The organism is Methanosarcina thermophila TM-1 (genome assembly GCF_000969885.1).
GTDB classification, from domain to species: domain Archaea; phylum Halobacteriota; class Methanosarcinia; order Methanosarcinales; family Methanosarcinaceae; genus Methanosarcina; species Methanosarcina thermophila.
Genome location: NZ_CP009501.1, coordinates 2,434,606 through 2,459,147, shown reverse-complemented (window position 1 = coordinate 2,459,147; position 24,542 = coordinate 2,434,606). Strand labels below are relative to the sequence as shown.

General features: G+C 41.2%; 24 protein-coding genes and 2 tRNA genes. 16 read left to right on the top strand and 10 right to left on the bottom strand.

Annotated features, from left to right (window positions below; all coding sequences use genetic code 11):
* Positions 1-106 precede the first annotated feature (106 nt).
* Genes MSTHT_RS10635 through MSTHT_RS10625 form a run of 3 tightly spaced genes read right to left on the bottom strand, consistent with a single transcriptional unit; the run spans position 107 to position 4,657 of the window.
* The gene (locus MSTHT_RS10635) at positions 107-1,165 is read right to left on the bottom strand and encodes a COG1361 S-layer family protein (RefSeq protein ID WP_048167758.1); all 1,059 of its coding nucleotides are present in this window, start codon (positions 1,163-1,165) and stop codon (positions 107-109) included.
* Complete coding sequence (locus MSTHT_RS10630) at positions 1,158-2,267, bottom strand: COG1361 S-layer family protein (RefSeq protein ID WP_231588080.1); 1,110 nt, start codon at positions 2,265-2,267, stop codon at positions 1,158-1,160. Before MSTHT_RS10630 ends, MSTHT_RS10635 begins: the two co-directional genes overlap by 8 nt.
* Before the next feature lie 29 nt (positions 2,268-2,296).
* Positions 2,297-4,657 carry an efflux RND transporter permease subunit gene (locus tag MSTHT_RS10625; RefSeq protein ID WP_052721880.1) on the bottom strand — a complete coding sequence of 787 codons (2,361 nt, stop codon included), beginning with the start codon at positions 4,655-4,657 and terminating at the stop codon, positions 2,297-2,299.
* A gap of 234 nt (positions 4,658-4,891) precedes the next feature.
* Between MSTHT_RS10625 and MSTHT_RS10620 the strand changes: the two genes are divergently transcribed.
* The 3 genes from MSTHT_RS10620 (at position 4,892) to MSTHT_RS10610 (ending at position 6,921) form a co-directional block, all read left to right on the top strand.
* Complete coding sequence (locus MSTHT_RS10620; RefSeq protein WP_231588079.1) at positions 4,892-5,503, top strand: TrmB family transcriptional regulator; 612 nt, start codon at positions 4,892-4,894, stop codon at positions 5,501-5,503.
* 357 nt (positions 5,504-5,860) lie between these two features.
* The gene (locus MSTHT_RS10615; RefSeq protein WP_048167755.1) at positions 5,861-6,523 is read left to right on the top strand and encodes an MBL fold metallo-hydrolase; all 663 of its coding nucleotides are present in this window, start codon (positions 5,861-5,863) and stop codon (positions 6,521-6,523) included.
* 65 nt (positions 6,524-6,588) lie between these two features.
* Positions 6,589-6,921 carry a ribonuclease P protein component 4 gene (locus MSTHT_RS10610; protein WP_048167754.1) on the top strand — a complete coding sequence of 111 codons (333 nt, stop codon included), beginning with the start codon at positions 6,589-6,591 and terminating at the stop codon, positions 6,919-6,921.
* A gap of 150 nt (positions 6,922-7,071) precedes the next feature.
* Here the strand turns inward: MSTHT_RS10610 and MSTHT_RS10605 are convergent, their stop codons facing one another.
* A complete protein-coding gene (locus MSTHT_RS10605; RefSeq protein ID WP_048168542.1) occupies positions 7,072-7,377 on the bottom strand; it encodes a signal recognition particle protein Srp19 in 306 nt (101 codons plus the stop codon).
* 182 nt (positions 7,378-7,559) lie between these two features.
* Between MSTHT_RS10605 and MSTHT_RS10600 the strand changes: the two genes are divergently transcribed.
* The 3 genes from MSTHT_RS10600 to MSTHT_RS10590 all read left to right on the top strand — a co-directional run bounded on the left by MSTHT_RS10600 (position 7,560) and on the right by MSTHT_RS10590 (position 9,668).
* Positions 7,560-7,817 (top strand): hypothetical protein, encoded by a 258-nt coding sequence (locus tag MSTHT_RS10600; protein WP_048167753.1) that lies wholly within the window; start codon positions 7,560-7,562, stop codon positions 7,815-7,817.
* A gap of 218 nt (positions 7,818-8,035) precedes the next feature.
* Positions 8,036-8,890 (top strand): DUF5803 family protein, encoded by an 855-nt coding sequence (locus MSTHT_RS10595; RefSeq protein WP_231588078.1) that lies wholly within the window; start codon positions 8,036-8,038, stop codon positions 8,888-8,890.
* A gap of 94 nt (positions 8,891-8,984) precedes the next feature.
* On the top strand, positions 8,985-9,668 hold the full coding sequence (locus MSTHT_RS10590) for a type IV pilin (RefSeq protein ID WP_048167751.1): 684 nt from the start codon (positions 8,985-8,987) through the stop codon (positions 9,666-9,668).
* Positions 9,669-9,823: 155 nt separating this feature from the next.
* Here the strand turns inward: MSTHT_RS10590 and MSTHT_RS10585 are convergent, their stop codons facing one another.
* The 4 genes from MSTHT_RS10585 to hisG form a co-directional block, all read right to left on the bottom strand.
* A complete protein-coding gene (locus MSTHT_RS10585; protein WP_048168541.1) occupies positions 9,824-10,465 on the bottom strand; it encodes an NAD(P)H-dependent oxidoreductase in 642 nt (213 codons plus the stop codon).
* 391 nt (positions 10,466-10,856) lie between these two features.
* Positions 10,857-11,432 (bottom strand): imidazoleglycerol-phosphate dehydratase HisB, encoded by a 576-nt coding sequence (gene hisB / locus MSTHT_RS10580; RefSeq protein ID WP_048167750.1) that lies wholly within the window; start codon positions 11,430-11,432, stop codon positions 10,857-10,859.
* A gap of 46 nt (positions 11,433-11,478) precedes the next feature.
* The gene (gene hisA / locus MSTHT_RS10575; RefSeq protein ID WP_048168540.1) at positions 11,479-12,216 is read right to left on the bottom strand and encodes a 1-(5-phosphoribosyl)-5-[(5-phosphoribosylamino)methylideneamino]imidazole-4-carboxamide isomerase; all 738 of its coding nucleotides are present in this window, start codon (positions 12,214-12,216) and stop codon (positions 11,479-11,481) included.
* A gap of 78 nt (positions 12,217-12,294) precedes the next feature.
* Positions 12,295-13,164, bottom strand: a complete 870-nt coding sequence (hisG, locus tag MSTHT_RS10570) for an ATP phosphoribosyltransferase (protein ID WP_048167749.1) — start codon at positions 13,162-13,164, stop codon at positions 12,295-12,297.
* Positions 13,165-13,668: 504 nt separating this feature from the next.
* Between hisG and MSTHT_RS10565 the strand changes: the two genes are divergently transcribed.
* The 10 genes from MSTHT_RS10565 to MSTHT_RS10520 all read left to right on the top strand — a co-directional run bounded on the left by MSTHT_RS10565 (position 13,669) and on the right by MSTHT_RS10520 (position 22,372).
* The gene (locus MSTHT_RS10565; RefSeq protein WP_048167748.1) at positions 13,669-14,865 is read left to right on the top strand and encodes a methionine adenosyltransferase; all 1,197 of its coding nucleotides are present in this window, start codon (positions 13,669-13,671) and stop codon (positions 14,863-14,865) included.
* 250 nt (positions 14,866-15,115) lie between these two features.
* Positions 15,116-15,231: transfer RNA gene (locus tag MSTHT_RS10560), tRNA-Tyr, on the top strand.
* A 113-nt stretch (positions 15,232-15,344) separates the two neighbouring features.
* Positions 15,345-15,417, top strand: a tRNA-Asp gene (locus MSTHT_RS10555).
* A gap of 207 nt (positions 15,418-15,624) precedes the next feature.
* Complete coding sequence (locus MSTHT_RS10550; RefSeq protein WP_048167747.1) at positions 15,625-16,542, top strand: IS5 family transposase; 918 nt, start codon at positions 15,625-15,627, stop codon at positions 16,540-16,542.
* A gap of 151 nt (positions 16,543-16,693) precedes the next feature.
* Positions 16,694-17,353 (top strand): hypothetical protein, encoded by a 660-nt coding sequence (locus MSTHT_RS10545; protein WP_048168539.1) that lies wholly within the window; start codon positions 16,694-16,696, stop codon positions 17,351-17,353.
* An 11-nt stretch (positions 17,354-17,364) separates the two neighbouring features.
* The gene (locus MSTHT_RS10540) at positions 17,365-18,534 is read left to right on the top strand and encodes a M24 family metallopeptidase (RefSeq protein WP_048167746.1); all 1,170 of its coding nucleotides are present in this window, start codon (positions 17,365-17,367) and stop codon (positions 18,532-18,534) included.
* Between the two features lie 261 nt (positions 18,535-18,795).
* Positions 18,796-19,686, top strand: a complete 891-nt coding sequence (gene map, locus MSTHT_RS10535; RefSeq protein ID WP_048167745.1) for a type II methionyl aminopeptidase — start codon at positions 18,796-18,798, stop codon at positions 19,684-19,686.
* A gap of 168 nt (positions 19,687-19,854) precedes the next feature.
* Positions 19,855-20,655 (top strand): hypothetical protein, encoded by an 801-nt coding sequence (locus tag MSTHT_RS10530; protein WP_148704422.1) that lies wholly within the window; start codon positions 19,855-19,857, stop codon positions 20,653-20,655.
* A gap of 27 nt (positions 20,656-20,682) precedes the next feature.
* A complete protein-coding gene (locus MSTHT_RS10525; RefSeq protein WP_048167744.1) occupies positions 20,683-20,970 on the top strand; it encodes a YunC family protein in 288 nt (95 codons plus the stop codon).
* A gap of 319 nt (positions 20,971-21,289) precedes the next feature.
* Complete coding sequence (locus MSTHT_RS10520; RefSeq protein WP_048167743.1) at positions 21,290-22,372, top strand: TRM11 family SAM-dependent methyltransferase; 1,083 nt, start codon at positions 21,290-21,292, stop codon at positions 22,370-22,372.
* Positions 22,373-22,611: 239 nt separating this feature from the next.
* Here the strand turns inward: MSTHT_RS10520 and truA are convergent, their stop codons facing one another.
* Together truA and MSTHT_RS10510 are read right to left on the bottom strand one after the other, a co-directional pair.
* Positions 22,612-23,421, bottom strand: coding sequence for a tRNA pseudouridine(38-40) synthase TruA (truA, locus tag MSTHT_RS10515; RefSeq protein WP_048167742.1), 810 nt, complete (start codon positions 23,419-23,421; stop codon positions 22,612-22,614).
* A gap of 8 nt (positions 23,422-23,429) precedes the next feature.
* Positions 23,430-24,347 (bottom strand): ArsR/SmtB family transcription factor, encoded by a 918-nt coding sequence (locus MSTHT_RS10510; RefSeq protein ID WP_048168537.1) that lies wholly within the window; start codon positions 24,345-24,347, stop codon positions 23,430-23,432.
* Positions 24,348-24,542 lie beyond the last annotated feature (195 nt).

Genomic DNA, 24,542 nt, shown 5'->3' with positions numbered 1-24,542 from the left:
GCGTATTTCTAAAAATTAAGGGGTTATAGTCTTTTAAAAAGACTATCTAGATACACCTTTGAATACGTTGTTAGCTCAAACCTTTTTAATATTTTGGTGACTAATCTCAGTCCTGTCTCTTCTTCCTTAACATGACGAAAAATGCTGCAAGAGCCATAAATGCCACGCCTGTTACCGTCTGATATCCAGGGAGGCTCTCCTTGGCAGGCAGAACTTCAGTATTAATCTTGATACTATCTGAGACCTGATCGTGTCCGTCAGCATCTTCATAGAGAATTTCACTGTTAAGAGAATAAGGCTTCGGGGTTGCAGTTTCGTCTACATCCATATCGAAAATGGCAACAGCACTTTCTCCAGGGTTTAGTGTTCCAAGATAAGCCTGGTCGTCAGTTGTGCTGATGGGATCAGCTGCACTGATCCTGACTGTAGCATCTTTTGCAGGCTCTTCGCCAATGTTTTTATAAGTAACACGGAGCATTCCGCCTTCATCAGGGTAAAGGTCACCTGTCACGTTTGTGACCTCAAAGTAAGGCTCTTTTTTGACCTTTATATTGAGAGTCTGTGTCTGAGTTTTGTTTTCATACCAGATGCCTACTTCCTTGTTAGTTACAACACCTGTTGTGGCGTCAAATTCGTCTCCCCCCACCTGGACATTGTGCTGGTACTGGTATGAAAGTTCAAGGGTTAACGGATAGGTGCCTGCAGAGGCATTTTTGTTAATCTCAATCGTAAATTTTGTTGGGCTTGCACTCTGTTTACCCTGTCTGAGAGTGCCTGCTTGCTGTGGCCCTGATTTAACCTTAATATTAGGGTCTTCGGATTTGAGGGTTGCAAGGATGCCTACTGCTGTCGTAGCCTGAGCTTCATACTGCATTTCTGCTTGCTGAAGCATTTCACCTACATAATCTCCGAGATCTACTTCGTTTTCAACTTTAAAGCCGGCAATTTTGCCTTTATTCATCAGCTCTATATTAAGGGTTACAGTATCTCCTCTCGAAAATTCATTATCTCCGATAAGTGTTGCGCTAAGGTCAGGCCCTCCATATACGTTGTAATAATTATCACTGATATCAAAATTTTTAGGTAGAGCTGCTTGTGCTGGAAGGATCGCCCAGCAGAGGACAAGAAGAGTTGTGACAGCAGTAAAAAATCCATTTTTATTCATTTAAATCACCTGATGCATTCTCATTATTCTTGTTTCTTTTCCGGTATACATTTATGATCTGATAAAGAGCGATAAGGACAATCAGTATGACTGCTACACCCGTTATGCTAAATTTTTTTTCTGTAGCTTCAAGGTGTATATTGACTTTCATGTTTTCTGAAAAGGAGGTTTCCCCATCTTCATCAATATATTTTATTTCACTATTTATGCCGTAATTCTTCACAAGGGCGTCCTGATCTGCCGAAATCACGAACCTGGCGATCTTTTCCTCCCCTGGTTCTATGTCTCCAAGCCTCACTATGGATTTCTCAGTACTCAGTGGGCTCATAACGATAATTCGAGCTAAAGCGTCTTTTGCTACGCTCTCCCCGGTGTTCTTATAGGTGATTTCAATGGCTTTACTCTCCCCCTGAGCTAAATTTCCGGAGACGTTGGTTACTTCTAATCTGGGTTTATTTTCTATAGAGATAGGTATTCTGAGAGTTTCGGTTTTAGTTTTGTACTCTCTTGCATACTGCGTATCCGTCAGACCCAGATTTATTACATCCGCAGTTGTAGTCCGGACGTTTGCCTGATATTGATAATTTAAAGGAAGGAGGAGCTCGTAACTTCCGGCAGGTGCATCACTATCTATTTTTATTGTATAGCGGAGGGTTGCCGTATAACCTGTTTCAAGTTCTTCCACGTGCTGCACACAGGTTGCAGGTTCGACTTCAATATACTCAGTTTCTGACACAAGGACAGCTTTAATATTTTTTGCTGTCGTGCACCCTTTTTCTTCTTCCATTTCAGCCTCTGCAAGCTTTTCCTCTGTTGAATCTGGAATTCTATTCTGGTTTGCGTTAAGCCTCTTGAAACCTTCTACCACTCCACTGTTAGCTATTGTTATCTGCAGGTCTGCTGTTTCTCCCCTACTGAGTTCGGGATTTCCTATAATTGATGCACGAATGACCGGCTCCCCGTAACTTCTGTAGTAGTCTACAGTGTAGCCATGCTCCGGGATAAGGAAATTAGTCTCATCGTTGTTATTTCCGAGGGCTGGAGATGCAGTAATAGATAATATTGATAGTATTAACGTAACTATAGTGAATTTTTTAATCATTTTTTGCCTTAATTTTATGGTCACTAGCCTCATATTTCGGCTCCCTGAGTTTGTTTCTGTATTTCAGTCCTTTTTTCTGCCGTCCTGAGACCTTTTCTTCTATCCCGCCAGGTATCAAGGGTAATCATAAGCGGCGGGAAGACTACAAAGGTTGCCAGGAGAGCCAGAACAATATCGATAACCGTAACCATACCGAAGTCCGTAATCATTGGAAAAGGAGAAGCTATCAGGGCCATGAACCCGAATACTGTCGTAGCCCCTGAAGCAACGATTGCACTTCCTATTTTAGAACTTGCCATCTGGATTGCTTCGATATGACTAACTCCTTTATCCTTCTCTTCAAAGTAACGTTCCATCATGAGGATAGCATACTCGGACCCGACCCCTAAAATCAGTGCTCCCAGGGTTGCTGTCATGGGAGTATAGTCGATATTAAGATAGCTCATGACTCCGCCTGACCAGCCTATTACTATTACCATAGGGATTACAGGAACCAGTGCTTTCACCCAATCCCGATAAACCACAAGAAGCCCTGCAAACACGAGAAGAAGACCAAAGAAAGTCATTGCAACTCTTCCGCTGGTAAGAGCAGTAAGAACCTCCATAAACACGACCGAGTTTCCAGTAATTGTAACTGTGGTTCCTGGTGGAGCTGGCATCCACTGCATGTCCTGCTTTACAATGTTTGTAAGCTCTTCAATCCCTGTCATCTTGATGTCTGCAACCGCATTCCCTATATTGAAGTTAAGGAGAAGCATGTTATTTCCGTACATGTAGCGATTCTTCTGCGCTTCTGGGATCTGGGAGTAGATGTTCTTTATTTCCTGGCTGGTATCGGGAATTACACCTCCATTCCTTTCCTTTACGAGCGGCACTATGCTAGTAGCGCTGTAAATGTGCGCATTGGATGCTACTTCATGTTCGGAAAAACGGTCTATCCACTTCAGAACATCCGGGTTTGCCGTGTCCTTCACCTTGATGATGAGATTTAATTGATCATCTCCGCCCATGATATCTCCCATATGTCTGAGATTCACAAGGGCAGGCATATCCTGGGGTACGAAGGTTTGAACGTCAGTCTCAATAGGTACGGATTGATCAAGATAGAGACCACCAAAACAGAGCAAGCATGCAATTCCCAGTACTAAAATATTATATTTGATAGTCACATTCGTAATCTTCTGAAGAGTTCTTCCAATAAGACGGCTGCTCGCGCTTTCTTCTTCAGATTTTTTCTTCTTCCCCGAGTTTGCTGGTTTTATCTTATTTGCTATCTTCCTCAGGGGATTTTTCTCCGAATATTTATCAAATAAGGAAATCGTTACAACACCTACGAAGATGGAAGAGAAATAACACATTAAAATGCCTATCATTAGCAGTTTTCCAAAGTCCTGGATCATTGGCACAGTAGATGTAAAGAGGGAGAAAAATCCAAGGGCTGTCATTGCCAGAGCTATAAGGACCGCAGGACCGGTATGTTTTACGGTTTCTATAACTGCTCCAGTTTTATTTCCTTTTTCTTGAAGTTCTTCTTCAAGCCTGTTATGGAACTGGATAGCATAGTCAATTCCCACGCCTATGAGGATAGGGAATGCTGACATAGAAACCATGGACATTGGAATTCCTATATAGCCCATAGCTCCGAAGGTATAGACAACGCCCAGAAGGACTACAGGCAGAGGGAGAAGAGACCAGCGGACATGCCTGAATACAAGGAGCAATACTGTAACCATGAAAATAGCTGAAAGTCCTAAAAGTAAACCCATACTGGTATTCATCTCGTAGTTCATGGAAATGCTGAATGCTGGATCGCCAGTGATAATAATATTGTAAGAGGGCGGGAAATCCGCAAAAGATACAGCATCTTCAGTTGCAACAAGGATATCTTCCTGTGCCTTGTCACTGGCTGAACCAGCCATATTTACAGAAATCAGCATATGAGTGTTGTCAGGGATGATCTGACCGAAAATATCAGGGTTTCCATCTATAATGGCTTTTATTTCTTCATCGGTTTCGGGAAGCGTATACCTTCCTGTCATCTGATAATTAACCTGTTTGATAAGGGAGGCAGGGCTTATAGTTTCGATCACCCCGTCCGTTGCCTGTAACTGATGCTCTAACCTGTCTACGGCTTTCATCAGATCAGCACTTTTTACCTCATTACCCTCTACCATTATAACAATAGATCGCGTCTGAAAAATACTCTGATAAAGGTGATCATAATCCTGGTAGAGAGGAGAGTCTTTCCCGACAAAGGTATCTGTTCCTGATTTCATCTCAATTAGCTGTGCTCCCTGCGTTGAGATTATTACGAACAGGAAAGCTATCAGGAGTACAGAAAAACGATTGTTCTGGATGAAAAATCCCAGTTTTTCAAAAGTATCTTTAATAGTAGATTCCCCTCATAATTTTATATGAAGTCGATTTAAGGACTTTGAGCTACGTCTTCAATATATTTTTTCTCTTTAAGTTGGATGCTTACTTACCCATTCGGTCTATTAACCTGTATTCAAATAGACATTCTTATAATTATTTTAATGTGAGGCAAATTTTTTAAGTAGCTCAGGTCTATGACGTATATAGACAGAAAAGATTTAAGTTTATTGTTACATTAGGGGTAACAAATGTTTCCACAAATTAATCCTCAGTTAATTCACAACCTTGAGAAGCTTGGGCTAACCGAAAATGAGGCAAAAGCCTATGTTGGGCTTGTAAGTTTGAGGGAAGCTACAGCCCGTGAGATCCATGAGCTTACAAATGTGCCAAGAGCCAAAATATATGAAATTCTCAAAGTACTTGCTAAAAAAGGCTTTCTTGAAGTAAGGCAGGGATCTCCTACCTATTTCCGGGCAGTCGATCCAAGAGAGGTGATCGGAAAGATAAAAGACGAATTTATTAATTGTGCAATCGAGACGCTTGACCAGCTCAATGAACTGAGCTATGAACTCCCAAAAACTTCTCCTGTATGGTGCATCCAGAGTGATTGGGGGATAAAGAACAGAATACGTGAAATCCTGGACAGAGTAAAAGAAGAACTTATTATTTTCTCGTCCAGCCCTGAGTTTCTAAAGGAGTTTGAACCGGAACTAAAAAGACTGGAGAAAACTTGCAAACTGACTGTTATTGTTGATAAACCGGAAAGGTTCAGTTTGCTGCCTTTTGAATTCAAAAAAACCACAGAGGAATTCATGGATTTTCTGGATAATATTATAATTGATGGTGTCAGGTATAAATGAAGAATTTTTTCTGATTGCCGATGGGAAAGAGTTAATCGGAGTTCAGCGTGCAGGAGGACAAGAGAGAAGCAGTGGTAATCAAACTCCCGATTGTGTGTTATATGCAGAAGATGATCTATGACAGGGTAATTGATCCAGGTTATGTTAATAAGGATAGGTAATCAGCTGCTTTTCAAGTGTTCTAACCTTTTTAAGCCCTGTGATGCTTCTATGAACATTTTCCTCTTAAAAGATAGAGTCTATATTGTCGGATACTATTAATATAACCGCAAAACGATTCTTCTATAAATAGTCCTGATATAATCTTTCGTTAGAATATTCTCACAAGCTCAATTAGGGAGTTCGTAGGGGTATGAGATGAACAGTGTAAAGATAGGAAGAGTAAATATTCGATGGCTGGGTCACGCCGGTTTTCTGCTTGATGGGGATGGAAAAAAGATTTATATCGATCCTTATGATCTCGGTGAAGAACCTGCTTTTGAAGATAAAGCCGACATCCTGTTGATCACTCATGAGCACTCGGATCATTGCAGTCCTGATGATATCCGAAAAGTCCGCAGGTCGGATTCAACTACTCTGATCCCTGAAAATCTATCCCTGCAATTCAAAGGGGATGCAAGAAGGATTGAGGAGGGAGATGTGCTGGCTGACGGACTTGAGATAAAAGGAATCAGGATTGAGGTGGTTCCGGCTTATAATGTCGATAAACCCTATCATCCACGTGGATTCGGAGTAGGGTATATAGTGGAGCTTGGAGGAATCCGGATTTATCATGCAGGAGACTGTGATTTTTTCCCTGAGATGAAAGATATCAAGGCAGATGTCGCCCTTTTGCCCATAGGAGGGACATATACAATGGATGAGGAAGAGGCAGCAAATGTGGCTGCAGCCATTTCCCCAAAAGATGTAATTCCGATGCACTATGGGAAACCTGGAATTACGGACGGAGATCCCGAAAAGTTTAAAACCCTTGTACGCGGCAAGAATCCTGATATCAATGTGATTATTCTTGAATCCTGATTTCGGTTTTTTAAAAACGCTTCAAAGATCGAGATCCTACTCGAAGATACAGGATTGGTTTACCAATGTCCAGAATAGCAAGAAAACAGCAGAAAAACCTGATTCAGGTTATCGCAACCCAGCGCATGTGGCGGCTTTTTGAGCTTGCAAAAAGGGAGCATGCAGAACACCCTGAACGCAGTGAGCGTTATGTTCAGCTTATCAGAAATATCTCTATGAGAACCCGGACAAGTATTCCAAGGGAGATCAAAAGCAGAATCTGCAAACACTGCTACACTTTTCTCGTACCCGGAAAGAATGTTCGCTACAGGTTGAAAGAAGGATATATTGTTGTTTCCTGCCAGCGCTGCAGAAAAGAAATGAGATATCCCTATAAAAGACTAAAAAATAAAGGCTAACTGGATTTATAAAGGCTAACTGGATTTATAAAGGCTAACTGGACTTATAAAGGCTGCCTGAAGTACAGATAGGAAATTTCCAAAACACCAGGACTATTTATCTCTGGACTTTCAAAGCCCTCTTTTTCTTGTATTAAGATAATATTAATATCAGGTTTTGGCAGGACTCTGCTGGCTTCTCATCTTTTTTATAGTTAAGGCAATCTGTTTTGCAATAACGGATTTCGGACCTTTATCGTCTACAAGCACTCTCCCACTTACTTCCCACCAGGATTTGGGATAGGCTTTTTGAGGCTCTACTTCAGGATGCAAACCAAGCTGCTGGGCTGCTTCTTTTATCTCATTAAGTTGCGGTTCCTTTATTGCATTTTTCCGGGAGATAATTCTGCCGCTGCTCCTTGACTTTGTCTGGTCAAGATATACTGGCCAGATTACAAGTTTTCCCTTATCTCTCATCATCATATTATCTTCGTCCTAAATTGCTTTCATGCGATTTAAAATTGCCCCGGAACTTCCTATGATCAGGACAGTTTTTCCTGTCTGACAGGATAGTTTTCCTGCTTACCAGATCTTTAGTTTTATTATATCGTAACCTGTAATTATTTATCTTCCCCGGACAAGTTTTGAATGGTGTTAATATGATTCCATCGTTTGCAATTGATGAAAAGGTGAGAGCCTATATAAGAAAGAGCGGGCAGGATTTCAGATTATCTACATCCCCTGAGGGACCTGTACTTCTTCCACTGGGTACAGCCGATCCCAAGCCTTCAGACCTTAAAATCCTGATTGGTAGTAATATTCTTTATGTTTCCAAGCTACAGGCAAAGTATATAAAGAAAATTGACTGGGCTATGGTGGAAAGATTCCTTAACTCTTCCGGAAAATCTAATATTTGAATTTTTGCTGCCTTCCAGGCTTGTCTTTTTATTCAGGAAAGTGAGCTTTCTGTCATATTTATTAGAGATGTCTATCCGTGCTGTTTATTAAGAAGAGGAAGCATAGGATAAATATTAACCTGTCCCTGACCCTGCACAGGATTTATCTGGAAGAAAAGTAATTTGCTGCAGGCTGAAAAGAGATTGCTTCAAGCTCAAGGGAGAACTTGTCTGTGAGAATGAAAACGAAAATTGTGTTTATGTTCCTTGCCCTGCTGGTGGTCTTAGTATTGGGTTGTATAGACCAAAAAAAGGATATTGTCCCGAATGATGGCAATATTTCTAATTACGAATTTGAGGTTTTCCTGAACGAATCGGGCAATCAAACGCTTGCAAACACAACCACGTACTATCTGCTGGAAAATAATACGAAGGTGCAGGTTGTACATATCGCAGTAAATACCAGCAAGCTTGAGATTTATCCCCCTGAAACCCTGGGCGGTGGTCGCGAAGAGGATCCGATTCAGGATTTTGTATTGCTTGCAGAGCCTGCTAATGAGACCACAGCAACCCCGCAAACTTTTGAAGAACTATCACGCAGAAATGAAACTTCAGATCTGAATTATAACATGACTCAGGAAATTAGCCGGAATATGAAAGTTGTAAACCTGGAGTTCGAAGAGCCTGTAACAGGTTTTATTGCATATACGCTCAAAACTCCGGGAACCCGGGGCTTTGCGGTCCTGAAACCCGATTCCGAATTCATCCGTGTGGTACTTCCAGAGGGATATGTCACTGGCAACAGGGTATTCGGGATAGCCAGGCCCGAGCCTGCGAATGTAACCTTTGATGAAAAAGGAAGGCAAACCCTCCTGTGGATTTCCTCGAAGATGGGAGAGCGGGAGGAAGCTATTCAGGTTAAGTACTATACCAAATCGGCACCCCTATATTTCTCTATTGCAATTATAGCTCTGCTCTGCGGAGTTGCTCTTGTGCTTTTGAATTATGCTAAAAGCAAAAAAGAACTTGAATCGGTTCGAGGGATTTTCGAGCTCGAAAAGGAGTATTACCAGAGACAGCGGAGAAGAAAATAATTCAGGAGAAATTCCCTCCAAACTTTTCTTAGTAAATTCCTTTTTCCAGTAAACTTAATAAAGTATTTATTACAGTTTATCCCATCTATTACTAATGAAAGCGTGGGGAAAAATTTCTTGTAAGCAATTCTATTCATCTGGATCAGCATCAGAGGCTATAACCCCTGTTGTTGGTTCCCTCCTTATGCTGCTTATTCTGATTGTACTTGCAGGTGCAATTTCTGGCATTATCTTTAACAGTGTTGGAGAAGACGCAAATTCTCAAACTCCCATGGCAAGAATTACTGTTGAATCCTGCAAAGGGGGACTATATGGAGTCGGTCCGACTACAAAGAGAGTCACACTTGAAGAAAATAAGATTGTGCTTATGCACGAAGGAGGCGATGCTCTTCCTCTCAGTACCACTTCCATAAAGATTTCAGGATACGGAAACTCTTACCAGGGGGATGTTGGAAACGGAGGAACTCGTGTTGAAGGAGATACAGAGGTTTTTTACGAGAATTTGAGTCCCGAAAAGAAAAACAATACATACGTTAGCCGAAACAGTGCAACTCTTGAAGACGGCTTCTGGACTATTGGAGAGAAATTGATCCTGTGTGGGCAAGATAGCTCAAAATATGTTAATTCCAGTGTGAAAGTAAGTGTGGATGGAGATAGTAACACTTCCGATAATTATGGCTTCAAAGCGGATTCTGAAATTCTTCTTAGAATTATTGACAGCAAAAGCAGGAATATTCTTGTTGAAAAAAGAATTATTGTACAGCATGCAGGCAAATAAAATAATATAGAACCGCCAGCAGGAAATAAAGAATAAAATTAAAAATTAAAGAGTAAACAGAAGAAAGCAAACAGGGAAAAAACAAGAAATATTAATTTTTTTCATTTAAAATTAATCAAAATTGAATATTAAAACTTGAAGACTCTTTACCTGAATCAAAGTTCAAGCAGTCTCTGTTTATACTTTTCCAGCTCTTCAGCCCCTCTTTCTCTGGACATGCTGCTCACTTCATAAATTATGTATGATGGGAGCACCTTCATTCCCATAAATTCAAAAACACAGTGTGTTATTGATTCGAGATGTCTGTTAAGGTCGCCATGCGCGCCTCCTTCGGAATACAGTTCCTTCGGAGCCCCTGTTGTTGCAACAAGCATTGCAGACTTCCCCTTGAAGAGACCGGTATCGTATGCACTATTGGTAACCGGGTCAAACCCGAACCCAGGTGCCAGAACACGGTCAATCCAGCCTTTCATAATGGCAGGCATAGCCGTAAAATAAATAGGAAACTGAAAAATCAGAAGGTCAGCCCATTTTACTTTTTCCATCTCCTCCTTAATATCGGGTGAAAAGGCTCCTGTCTTTACTGCTTTTATAGCCTCCAGAAAAGGGTTGAAGACCTCAAGATTTTTCCTTTCTGGAAAGTCTGAAGGTTTCAGGACAGGATGAAATTTCATTGCGTACAGGTCAGAGAGCTTTACTTCGTGCCCCTTCTCCTGCAGGGCAGCAAGGGCTGTATCCTTTAAAGCGCCGTTAAAAGATTTCGGTTCCGGGTGTGCATAAACATAAAGAACTTTCATTTCATTCCCCCCAAATTCTATCCATAAAATTAATTTCCCGGAATAAAAATGTACGTTTGCCCTCTCCTTTGAGCCAGCAACAACGAAAAAAATATGCGTCTGAACAAGTGGAATCAACCAAAACATATATTGAGTTAAATTCCAAAAGTATGCCTTTTGCCTAACTCAACTAAGCGATATAAATGAGAAAAGGAGGAAAGAGTTGCCCTTGCATTTGTAAATTGGTTCTTTTAAACTTAGCATAGCATCTTTATTATTAATCAGTCAGCCTGAGCGCAGGTTTTTTGCCACTTGACCAAAATTGTTGCTCCGGTTTATTACCAACTGTTGCGCCGCTTGACCACGCCGTTGCTCGGGGTTTTCGCTCAAGCCTTTTTTCAAAAGGCTTGCGTTACAGAAGTCCTTTGGTGCTCTTTACCTCTTTACCCTCGACCTTTACAGCCCGTTTCATGGCATAGGCAAAAGCTTTGAAGAGTGCCTCGATCTTGTGATGGTCATTATCGCCATAGACACTTGCATGGATGGTAATTTTCGCATTTGAGGCAAGTGCTTCAAAGAAGTGTTTTACTAGCTGGGTACTGAATTGTCCAACCTGAGGCGCTGAAAACTCGGCGTTCAGGACGAGATAGCTGCGCCCGCCTATATCCAGGGCAACCTCGGCAAGGGCTTCGTCCATTGGGATTCTGGCTTCCCCAAAACGGGCAATTCCTGTCATATCTCCAAGCGCATCTGCAAGCACTTTTCCGAGGACTATCGCTGTGTCTTCTATCAGGTGATGCTCATCCACATACAGGTCGCCATCCGCATGCACCTTAAGGTCAAATTCCGCATGCTTAGCAAAAGAGATAAGCATATGGTCAAAAAACCCGATTCCTGTGTTGACATCGGCAATTCCTGTGCCATCAAGGTTCAGTTCAAGCTGGATGTCGGTTTCTTTTGTCTTGCGGGACATTCTGCCTGTTCTCATACAGCATCACATTCTCTTTAAATTTATAAAAGCTTTGTACCTTGTCTCACTCATGCAGAACTGCTTCAATTGCAGCCTCAAGCGTGAACCTGCCTGTATAGAGAGCACTGCCTATGACGACTCCTGCCGCCCCGATCTTCTTTAGAATCTTCAGATCTTGCAAAGAACTTACCCCTCCAGATGCGATTACGGGAATACTGACAGATTCGACAAGCTCTTTTGTAGGGGCAGGATTTATTCCCTGCATAAGGCCTTCAGTATCTATATTTGTAAAAAGCAAGCTGCCTGCGCCCAGTTCTTCAAACTTTCTGCCCATTTCCATGGGAGTATATGCACATTCTTCAGTCCAGCCTTTGATCGAGATTTTCCCATTTTTTGCATCCAAGGCAACAGTTATGCATTCATTTCCAAAGGCACTGGAAAGCCTTTTTACAAGTTCCGGGTTCTGAAGTGCAGCAGTTCCGAGAATAACCCTTGAGACCCCCAGTTGAAGAAGAGCAGATGCATCCTCAAAGCTTCTAATACCTCCTCCAACCTGAATCCGCACCCCTTTCTCCCGGCATGTGTGGACTATTTTCTCAATTATAGGAGCGTTTTTGCGTTTCCCTTCAATTGCTCCATCCAGATCTACAAGGTGCAAGGTCTTTGCTCCTTTTCGGACCCAGTCAAGGGCAACTTCAAGAGGATCATCGAGAGATACAATCTCACTGCCCGGAACTCCCTGAACAAGCTGAACGCACTTTCCACCCCGCATATCTACGGCAGGAATCACTTCAAAAACCATATAAACCAGCATCTCCGGCAAGTTTTGAGGAAATCTCCTTTGCTTATCTTTTCTTATTTTTCCACGCCTATTTCCCTTTCAGGGCATTATCCTCTCGATAGGTACGACAAGGATGTCCCGTGCACCAATTTTCTTTAACTTATTTACAATAGTAAAAATAAGGTCTGCGTCCACAACAGCATGAACTGCAAGAATGGATTCTTCGGACAATTTGCCGGGCTCAACCTTCATAACTGTTGGGCCTGACATCCCTGGCAGGACCTCTTTTACTGCTTCAAGGGAAGCCTCAGGAACATTCATCATAAGATAACGCCGCTGTTTCGCATTGAGCACACTTTCCAGTGCAGTTTTTATATCCAGGATTTTGTCTTTTGCTTTGAGGCTTTCCTTATTTGCAATCATGTAGACTGTGGAAGAAAAGACTGTATCAATAGCCTTTAAGTGGTTTATCAACAGAGTTGTTCCTGAACTTGAGATGTCCACAATAGCATCGGCAATTCCGACATGAGGGGTCATCTCACAGGCTCCGCTGACCTTTATGATTTCAACGTTAACTCCAAGCCTTTCAAAATACTGGCTTGTGATTCCCGGAAACTCGGTTGCAATCTTTTTGCCTTCAAGGTCCTGAGCTTTCTGGAGATCCGAATCTTCAGGGACAGCCAGAACAAGGCTCGCCTTTCCAAATTTCAGATCCAGAAGGGTTTCAACCTTTGCACCCCTTTCCATAATAAGATCCAATCCTGTAATACCGACATCTGCAGCTCCGTCCTGTACGTATTCAGGTATGTCAGCCGCCCTGGCAAAGAGGATATGGATATCTGGGTCTGGAGTTTTTGCAAAGAGTCTTCGACTTTCGGCTCCTCCACTGATTGGGAGCCCTGCATCCTTGAAAATGGAGATTGTGGGTTCGTAAAGGCGTCCTTTATTGGGTATTGCAATGCGAATCATCTATTATGTCCTCTATAAGTAATCAGTATGAAAACTTTTCCCGGGTGAACTTTTCCAAATAAAAGCGTTTATCCAGAATACTTCAGTATAATATAGACTTCACGGTAAGATCAGATAGAAGTTTTCCATTGAGAAAGGCAGATTCATAGATAAAAAGCCTGTTCATTATTAATTAATTCAAAGAGCAAAGCTGGTAACTTTTAAACAAACCTGGTAATTTTTAACTTGAAAAATAAAAAAGTAGTTTTAGGAGGGGATATATTACTTTCAGTAATTAGAATTTGGGAAAAATTATATAGTCCTAGCAATTTAATAGAAGCTAACTTTCGAGTCATATATAATATTCATGTATAAAATTATTAGTTTCATAACAGAGCAGGAATCAATTTAAACAGAGTGCTGACAGCAGCATACTGATGACATAACTAACCGAAAAATAATAAACCAATGACATCAACTTTTATCTAATAAAACTATTACCGATTTTGAAAAAAGAGGATTCAAATGGCCCGAAATATTAAAGTGGAAGAGCTCTTCCAGACCCCTATTGAGAAGCAGCGGATAGAGCTTGTAGAACGCAAAGGGATAGGGCATCCTGACAGCATATCGGACGGACTGGCTGAAGCCGTGAGTCGCGCACTATGCAGGGAATATATAAATAAATGTGGAACTGTACTTCACCATAACACTGACGAAACCCAAATTGTAGCCGGGAGGTCTAGCCCAAGGTTCGGGGGTGGAGAGGTCCTGCAGCCCATATACATACTGCTTGTGGGCAGGGCAACAAAGGAATTCGAAGGGGTTGAGCTTGCTACCGAGTCTGTCGCCCTTCAAGCTGCCAGAAAATATCTTAAGAATACCATTGTAAACATGGATCTCGAAAGAGATGTTATCATGGACTGCAAACTCGGGACAGGGTCATCAGACCTCAGGGACGTCTTCCAAAGGGACAGGGTTCCAGTTGCAAATGACACCTCGTTCGGGGTCGGACATGCTCCTTTTTCTGAGCTTGAAAATATTGTATACAACACCGAAAGACAACTGCTCACAGACCTTAAATCACGCATGCCTGCAATCGGAGAAGATACAAAGGTTATGGGGCTCAGGGATGGAGATGATATAACCCTTACAATTTGCAGCGGCATGATCGGGAGATACATTGACGACCTGGATAGCTATATAAACATGACCCAGGAAATGAAAACATATGTCGAGGAACTCGCGACTCGGTATACTGAACGTAATGTAAAGGTTTTCATTAATACCGGAGATAATCTGAAAACGAAATGTATCTTCCTCACAGTTACAGGTACCTCAGCTGAAATGGGAGATGACGGTTCTGTTGGGCGCGGAAACCGCTGTAACGGGCTGATCACGCCAAACAGGCCTATGAGCATGGAAGCAACAAGCGGGAAGAACCCTATTAACCATATAGGTAAAATCTACAACCTCCTCTCGAACCAGATGGCTCAAGATATTGTAAAGCAGGTTCCGGATATCCAGGATGTTTATATCAGGCTGCTTTCCCAGATAGGAAAACCAATTGACCAGCCGCTTGTTGCAAGTGCACAGATCATCCCGAAGGAAGGCACTTCTTTTGATAAGATCAAAGCCGAAGCCGAAGCTGTTATGGATGACTGGCTTTCCAATGTGACGAAGATTACCGAAATGGTAATTAAAGGAGAACTGAGCACTTTCTAAGTAAAGCATATGCTACTGAGAAGAACCTTCAGGTTCTTTTCATAAATCCTCGTTATAACTGTTGTACTCAATAAAAATACTTATTCTGAGGGGGATCCATTTTTTAGAGTTGAGGGTTATGGCATTAGCTCACTTATAGAAATTGCACAAAATTGAGGATATAGCCCGCACCTAGCGAAAAACATATATACCATCATCATATATGATTTGGTGCACTCTAGCAGTGCAGCACTGGATCAATATACATCGTCCCGCCTTAACTCAGTGGTAGAGTGCGCGGCTGTAGTTCGGCTCGTGCGGGTAAATTTACCCGTACATTTCCGCGCAGGCACCGCGATGTCCCCGGTTCGAGTCTGGGAGGCGGGACCTGAAACATTTACCAGAATCGAAAGATTTCGACGGGAACATTTATATATTAAAAAGGCATTTAAGATTTGCTCGCAACGCGAGTAAAAAACGACAACAAAAGAGACCGAAGTGTCCGGATAGTGTAGGGGCCTATCATGGAGCCCTGTCGAGGCTCCGACTCGGGTTCGAATCCCGGTCCGGACGTTTCTTTTTTTTGTTTTGTTAACTCTTTATATATTTTTAGAAATTTGTTTAATAAATCTGTTTAATATTCCTAATTTTAAAATTCAACATTAAAAGGCTCTGTAGAAATCCTCTAAATTCTGTTTTTACCCAAAAATTATAAAAATAAAATTGTAAAAATGCTCCTTAATTTTTTTGTCCACACAAAAAACAAAGGAGCAATTGCTATTGTCATCAAATAAGTATATTAAATTTATTGATCTCAGTCTTAAAACGGTTCAGTCTTCCAGACTGAACCTTTACTCCTGCAAATATTCCAAACGTGTTTATACTCAACATCAGCTTCTTGTTCTTGTTTTATTGAAGGAGTATATAAGTACAGACTACCGTGACTTTGTAGAACTTGTTGACCTCATGAACAGTATAAAGGAAAAACTTGACCTTGATAAGGTTCCTCATTACACTACTCTTCAAAAGTTTGTGTCCAGAATTCCCTCTTCATTGTTTAACCTAATTTTGTCAAAAACTCTAAAACTATTTTACTCACATGGAGAAAAAGTTCTCATTACGGCAATTGATGCAACAGGATTTACGAGTTCTTATGCAAGTCATTATTATTCTAAGAGAACAGGGAAGCTCCGAAGGAGCTTCCTTAAAACTTCAATATCAGTAGACACTATTAAAAAAGTAATATTAGGATGGAAAATTAGCCAAAAAACAGATCATGATGTCAAGCATGCAAAGACTCTGATAAGACAATCAAACAAGTCAAGAAAGTCTCAATGTTATGTGATGGATAAAGGATATGATTCCGAAGAAATTCATACTCTAATAAGAGAAGAGATAAAAGCAGATTCAATAGTACCTTTGAGAGAAAGAAAAAGAAAGAGAATAAACGGAAAATATAGAAAACAATTAAACAAAGACTTTGATAAGATCAAATACAATAGAAGGAATATAGTAGAGACAATAATATCTGTTGTAAAAAGAAAATTTGGAGAAACATTAAGAGCAAGAAAGGTTAGAAATCAAGTAAAAGAAGTAAAAGTTAAACTAATAGTCTATAATATAAACAAAAAAGTAATACAATTATTATGGATTAAATTAAGGATTTCTACAGAGCCCATTAAAATATCCCTGATATAATCATCCTTTCAATTTATCCAGTAGAATTCAGTTCAAAGTTATGCTTCTAGACTTATTGTTTTTTCGTTGAGATCCATAAATTCATAATTCTGCAGCGGCAAAGATTAACTGTATTTTGCAAGCAAAGAAAGTAAAAGTGAGAGAATGCAGGATGAGAATTGAAGTTGTTACTCCTGACGATTCCGAGGAAAAATTAAACCATATACGTGAGAGATTAGAAGCCACCCGAGAAAGAATGGAGGTAGAAGCTCTCGCTTTTATTGAAGCTACCAAACAGTTTGTCTCTGAGTGGATTCAAAGAGAAATTGAAATGGCTGTGTGCTCTCCTGAGAGCTCAGCTTTTCCTGAGAATCTAAGATTCGATAATGTGAAACCCGATAAATCAAAATTAGATCCGAACGAGCTGTCCCTCAAAGTTTCAGATATTGTGAAAATTCATCTCAACCGCGACGATTACTGGATTCATAGAAATGCCCTGATTCAGCCGGACATTTCCAGGGATTACATGGAATTTAAAAAAGAGAAAATTCGAAAGCAGCTGATCTCAAGCATTCGATTAATACTTGGTTGCGCCACAGAAGTTTTCTGGAAACTGAGAGAAGAGGAGCCTGAACAAGAAGGATGGGTAAAAGAGAGAGGAAAAAGAAAGTATGTATGTTTTCTCAGATTATCGGATGAGATGACAGCTTCCCTTGATCGCTATTTTGAGTTGTGTGAGGAGTTTTTTATTCTGAATCATGAAATGAAGCAGGAAATGTTAAAAGTAGAAGGAAAAAACCCTGACGACAAGACCTTTATGCACAGAAGCTAAAAATACCTTGCATGACAGAACCAGAATTCAGCATAAAAAATGCCCTTGAAGAAGCAAGAACTGATGCGTATCTTATGACAGGGAACTTACATAATTCCGATATTTACTACGTGACCCATTTCCTGGCTTCCGACGATTTCGCGTACCTGCAAACAGAATCAGGCGAAGAGATACTTTTGATCTCGGACATGGAAAAAGGAAGAGCAGAAATCGAATCGAGAGTTTCAGTAATAAAAACTTTGCAGGATCTGGGCTATCGGGAGAAGATGAAGGAAAAAAAAGATTCCTCTATCGCTTATGCAGCCTGTATATCCGAACTGCTTGCAGGAGAAAGGATTAAGAAAGCTGCAGTACCTTACGATTTTCCAACATTCTACACAAATTTCCTGACTGAAGCAGGTTTTACCATAGTGCCTATAAAAAGCCCGTTCAGAAAAATGAGAAGCTTGAAAAAACCGGAAGAAGTTGAAGCCATAAAGTATGCCCAGATGGCTGGAGAAAAGGCTATGGAAGCTGCAATAGCCCTGATAGCAGGAGCAGAAGAGAGAGAAGGTTTACTCTATCACAATGGTGAGGTGCTGACAGGGGCTAAAGTGCTCTCAGTCATAGATCATACCCTGCTTGATTACAGGTGTGAAGCCGAAGAGACCATTGTCTCGTGTGGCAAGGATACGGCAAACCCGCACGGTACTACAGACGGTCCGTTGAAGGCAAATGCCCCGATTATCCTTGATATTTTCCCTCGAAGCAAGAAAAAACGCTATTTTGCAGATATGACCCGTACAGTTTTGTATGGAGAAGCTTCAGAAGAACTCAAAAAAATGTACGAAACCGTGCTTGCAGCACAGAAAAAAGCGTTTGAGATGGTCAAACCGGGAGTGAAGGTAGCCGATGTGCATAATGCCGTCTGCGACCTCTTTGAAGAGCATGGTTACGATACATACAAAAGCGGATCAAAGGTCGGGTTTATCCATTCGACAGGACATGGGGTTGGGCTCGATATACATGAGCTTCCATCGGTAGGAGAAAACGAGGCTCTACTTGAGGCAGGCAATGTAATTACTATCGAACCTGGGCTGTACTATCCTGAAATCGGAGGAATACGACTCGAAGATATGGTTCTGGTTACTGAAAATGGATGTCAGAACCTTACAGGGCTAGAAAAGAGATTTGTATTATAACAAATTTACAATTTAAAGATATTATTTTGCTTATTATTCCATTTATATCCGTTTGAGAATATGAACCAGCTCAAACGGGATCATTTATAAGGTCTCAGTAAGGTTCAGTAAGGTTGCAGTAATTTCAGTGATCCAGGTACTTCTTGTACGTTCTAATAAGGTTGTAATAAGATCACTTAATAATTCCAGTAATTTCAGTAAAATCAGTAAAATTCAGTAAATCCAGTAAAATCCCAATAAATTATCCTATAAGGGGTTAATATGACCGATAATGTGCACAATAAGCAAGAGATTCTTGAGAAATACAGGGAAGCAGGCAGGATCCTGAAAATTGTCAGGGATGAAGCCGTAGAGATGATCAGGGTAGGAAACACTCTGCTGCAAGTTGCAGAATTTGTTGAAAATCGGACTATAGAGCTTGGGGGCAAGCCTGCTTTTCCTTGTAATATCTCAAGAAATCAGGAGGCTGCACATGCAACCCCCAAGGCAGGAGATACCGATATTTTTGGAAAAGATATGGTCAAACTGGACCTAGGAGTCCATGTTGATGGGTATATTGCAGATTCGGCTGTAACTGTCGACCTATCAGGAAATCCCGATATCTTAAAAGCTGCAGAGGATGCTCTTGCTGCAGCTATTGACCTTGCAAAACCAGGGGTTACAACAGGAGAACTCGGAGCTGCAATAGAGGAAAGTATTCGCAGCTATAACCTGAACCCGATAACGAACCTGACAGGTCATGGGCTTTCCCAGTATGAGGCTCACGACGGACCTGTCGTACCTAACCGGCGTGTGGAAGGAGGAGCAGTTCTAAGAGAAGGAGACGTGCTTGCGATTGAGCCCTTTGCAACGAATGGAGCAGGCTCTGTCCATGACGGAAACTGGGCAGAGATATACAGCCTGATAAGAAAAAAGCCGGTCCGTATGCCCGCAGTCAGAAATGTCCTGAAACAGATTGAAGAATACAGGGAATTACCTTTTGCAAAGCGCTGGCTTGAGTCTGATAGACTGGAATTCGCCCTGATCCAGCTTGAAAAGGCTGGAATTCTTCACTCCTATCCCGTGCTTCTTGAGAGCGCAGGTGGGCTTGTAGCCCAGGCTGAACATACTATAATAATAACCCAGGACGGCTGCGAAGTCATAACAAAGTAAATCTTGGAAGATAAAGTAAAAATGAAGATGAAGTCACATAGAATCTGAAAGTAAAGGAAAAATGGGATAAAGAGAAAACTTAATAAAAATGAGAAATAAGAGAAAGAATATAAAGGTAATATAAAGGTTAAAAAGTAAAAAAACTAAAGAAGATATGAGTTGAAAGCCTTGAGAGCATATATTTTTTCTCTAACCGCTTTTTTGTTAATATCTTCCTTAATATCAGCTTTTCTGGCAGAACCCTGTGCTGCTGCTCTTGCATCCAGCAATAACATCACACTGGAAAGGAATGGAATGACCTGGGAGTACCATGAACAAATTGCAGGCAATAAAGCCATCCTTTTCAGAAATTTCATAGACATGCAAGCTGGAAATAATGATAACTTTGTCAATGCATGGGAGATCCAGAAAGCAGAAAATATTCTCAGAAATCGGGCAAGAGAGGTATTAAAAACCAAACCTGATGTGAAACTTAATGATAGTTCAGAACTGGTTAAAGTTACAGATGTTGATTTCTGGCTCTCAGAAGAAGCTCTGGGCAAAGTTGAAAAAAACTCGTCAATTACTAATTCTGCCCTTGTAAGTTATACTTTCGAGAAAGAGGTAGGGGAGGGCACACGTGTCTGGTTTATGGGCGCTCCAAACTCCAGTGTTACAATAACTTTGCCTGCGGGTCTCAAAGTAGAAAGGATCGAGGGGCTGGATAACAAAAGTCAGAATTTTGAAAATAACCTTACAGTGCTTAGAGGCAACTTCAGCTCACAAAAGAATATAACCCTCTGGATTTTGGATGAAAGCTCTAAAGCCATATTAGAGGACAGAAAAGGAAGCGCAGAGCAGAGTACAGGAAAAGAAGACCAAGACAATAAAAATAAAACCGGAACTGCTGGAGAAACCGTAAAATCCTGGAAACTCTTTGGATCTTCCAAAGACAACTTTGCGTGGTTTTGTTCAAGTCCAAAAAGTTAATCTGGCTTGAAATTTATTCTGAAAAATATGCTTATCGAACAGATTCGGCTTGATAATGGGTGTGCTCTTGGTCTCAGCTTTGAGATGCAAAAATACCCTCTTCTGGTTATAAGAGCAGAAAAAGGCTTCCTGATGTGCGGATACCTGAATATAAATGCTGCAGAGACACTTGGGGACACAGCAGCGAAAGTAAAAGGCGTACAGAGTTTTGAAGATATGCTTAAAGCCCAGGTCGTTGAAGTAACCCGGTTTGCCAGAGAACTTGGAATAGAACCCGGAATGACTGGCAAAGAAGCTCTAGAAAAAATGTTTTAAGGAAAATAATATTCTAAGGAAATAAGATTTTAAAAAATAGTGTTTTAAGAAAGATTACTTTTGACTCAACCCATTCAGGTAGAGCTTCAAGAGCTACCACTTTATTTCGCAGAATATATTTTAACGTGAATGTTTACACTCTTTTGGCACTTCAAAAATCCTGAAACTTATTTATAATTTACTTTATAATAATTTACTTTATTGTAGTTACTTTTAATAACTACTCTCACATTTCACTCAGGGCATTTTACATTTATATCATCACTGCATGTTACTAATGCTAGTCGAATTATAACCATCAACATATTCTGGATCACTAATGTTATACGCTTTTGAGCTCTCTGGAGAACATGAAGAACTGCCTGCTGCCGAAGTCTTTGCCTGTCTCAAAATCGAGGGGCTTGATTTCCGGCCTCACACATCAATTGACCAGTGCCTTGTAGTGGAGATAGCCGGCAATGCAGAAAATGTGGAAAAAATCCTCACTGGTACGATAACCGACAGGCTAGCAATGACCCACCATATCCTGAAAGTTGTAGGAATTACTGAAAATACTCCGGACGCAATCCTGAAACTTGCAGAAGCCTTTGATTCGTCAGGCTATATAAAAGAAGGACAGAGCTTTGTGGTCAGAGCGAAGCGAATCAAACATCATGTGGATTTTCCGGGGGAATTTCTGGAACGGAAGATCGGAGGATGCATTTACAGGAAAGGCTTCAGGGCAAACCTGAAAAACCCTGACGTGGAATTCAGGGTAATTCTGAGTGAAAAGGCTGTGCTCGGAACCCTTCTCTCCTCTATCGATAGAAGTGCCTATGAAGCCAGAACTCCCCAGAATAAACCTTTTTTCCATCCTGGTGTGCTTATGCCGAGAGTTGCACGTGCCCTCATAAACCTGTCAGGAATAAAGTCCGGTGGACTTATTCTGGATCCCTTTTGCGGCACTGCAGGGATTCTTATTGAAGCAGGGCTTGTGGGAGCAAGGGTTATAGGAATCGATGCCCAGGAAAAGCTGGTTATGGGTGCCCGCATGAACCTTGAAGCCTTCAAACTGGATTACGCCCTGATGGAAGGAGATGCCTGCAGGATGCCGCTTAAAGAAGCCACAATAGATGCAGTTGTTACAGACCCTCCATACGGCAGATCGGCAGCAATCCTTGCCGAATCTCTGGAAGGACTTTATTCCTGCGCCCTTGAAGAAATCGAGCGTGTACTTAAGCCTGGAGGTATTGCAGTTGTAGTCTCGGATAAACCTGCATCGGAATATGGGGAAAAAGTAGGGCTTAAGGTTCTTAATATCTATGCTCAGAGAGTTCATAGAAGCCTTACCCGGATTATAACCATCTTTCAGAAAGACAATTTTTCAGAAGAATTGAAGAATGAAAATAAAAGCCGAGAGTAAACGAGAAGTGAGAAGACCGAGAGTAAATGAGAAGTGAGAAAAACGAGAGTAAATGAGAAGTGAGAATAAAGGATGAAATTAAAAAATAGGACTTTAAAAAATAGGACTTGCGCACTTGAAGTACAAAATCAAACACATTAGACATTGCAGTCTAATGTGTTTTTAAAAATGCTGAAGGTTAAAAGCATATTGATTTATTGATCCAATTGAGTAATTCCTAAAAAAATTAAAGTAGAAATTTACTCGTGAGAGATCAGTTCTTCCAGTACTTCTGCCATAACCCTGTGCCTGAGGATATGCTTCTGGTTCAGCTCGCTTGCTCTCCTGATAGAATAATTGTCTTCAATCCATCCCATTTCCTCATTATAGTTCACTTTCAGAAGAGTCAATCCATAGGCAGGAGCCGGTTCAATCCCTTCTTCATAAATATCCGGATTAAGCATCTGGAGCAGCCAGTCGTTGTCACGTACCCCTTTTCCTATCATGGAAAGGGCGGTTACGATTTTCCGGACCATATTCCAGAGAAAACTATTTCCAACAACATCGATCTTTATAAGATCTCCATCTACGCGGACATTGATCCTTTCTATGGTTCGAATTGTACTTTTTTCTCCGTTGGTTCGAGAAAAATTTTCAAAATCATGGGTGCCCAGCAGCAATTTCGAAGCTTCCCGAATTCTGGAAATATCGTACTCTTTCCCAACCATCACGTATCGGTAATGTCTGGAAACTGCATCTCTCCTGGCATCAAAGCTCCGGGGCACTTCCGCGTGAGCCCATGCCCAGATTGTCGGAGGGAGCTCGGAATTTATGATCCTTGGGATTGCCAGTTCCGGCTTGTCCGTATCAAAAGCAACAACCTGTTCAAGGGCATGAACCCCGGCATCAGTCCTGCCTGCGCAGGTGTAATTCGCAGATTTAGGGCTTTCTATAATCCCGAGATTCCGGAGAGCCTTGAAGAGTGCTCCCTCTACGGTCTCGACGTTGGGCTGGAGCTGGGAGCCGTGAAACCCGGTGCCTATGTATGCAAGTTTTAAAGCGACTCTCATAAGAATCTCTACCTGACTTTCTTCTTATAATAGACTTCTTTTACAATCAGCACGACTACTATAAAAAGACATCCAAAAAAGAACCAGACTCCGGGGTGAAGAGAAAGCGTATCATAAAGCCCGTAAACGCCTGCGTTAGGTAACCCTTCAGGCGGGATAGAGGGAATTCCCTGGACAGAATCCAAACCATCTGACATGGATACGGGAACTTCAGCAACTTCCTCAATTGGGCGGGTTTCCAGTCCGGAAGAGATATTTCCTGTCCCAGATTCCAGAGCCCTTGAACTTGCATTTAAGGCTCCATTTTCGGGTATTTGCCGGTCGATAGCTATTTTAGGGCTTATATTGCTACTTTCATTTACTTCCATAGCTGTATGATCCAGAGAAGGTTCACTGGGTACCTCCATTGTCCCCATTATTAGAGGTGCAGTCGCATCAATGACCCTCTTTGCCTGCATATACGCTGAAAAATACTCTATCCCTGCAGCTGCAAAGAAGGCAGCTCCTACTACCCCGATGTATTTTTGAAGCAGGCTTATTATAGAGAGCCTGTCAATAGGGCTTTTCGAAGGGACGAGCACAATCAGTTTTTCCACTGATTCATATATCTTTATTTGTCGTCCTTTCTGACTCCATTTTATTTGTTTTACTTTTATAAGACCGGATTCAACAAGAGAGTCAAGATTATACTTGACAGTAGTAAGGGGAAGCTTCAATTCCTCTGCAATTTTGGTTGCAGACATGCTTTCTTTCCCGAGTAACTCCAGGATTTTTAATGATGTTTCATTGGAAAGAACTTGAGTTATTTTTCTAGATTCCCCATTTACCGGGAGAACAAGTATCCTGCCTCCCTGCTCAACCGTATCTAACCCCTGTGGGGGTTCCCTCGCATCCGTCAAATCGTTTTGATTTTCAAGCCCATCCATAAAGCCCATCCATAATTACTTCCTTGATTAAAAATTTACCTATTTTTTTAATCAGTACATACTCTAGTTTATGTGAATCTTAATATAAACTTTTATTTTGTATATAATTATACATGCGCCACTATGTTTATATATAGAATCTGGACCTTAAACTTAAATATAAGATTGTGTATTCTAATCTAAATTTTCGCTGGT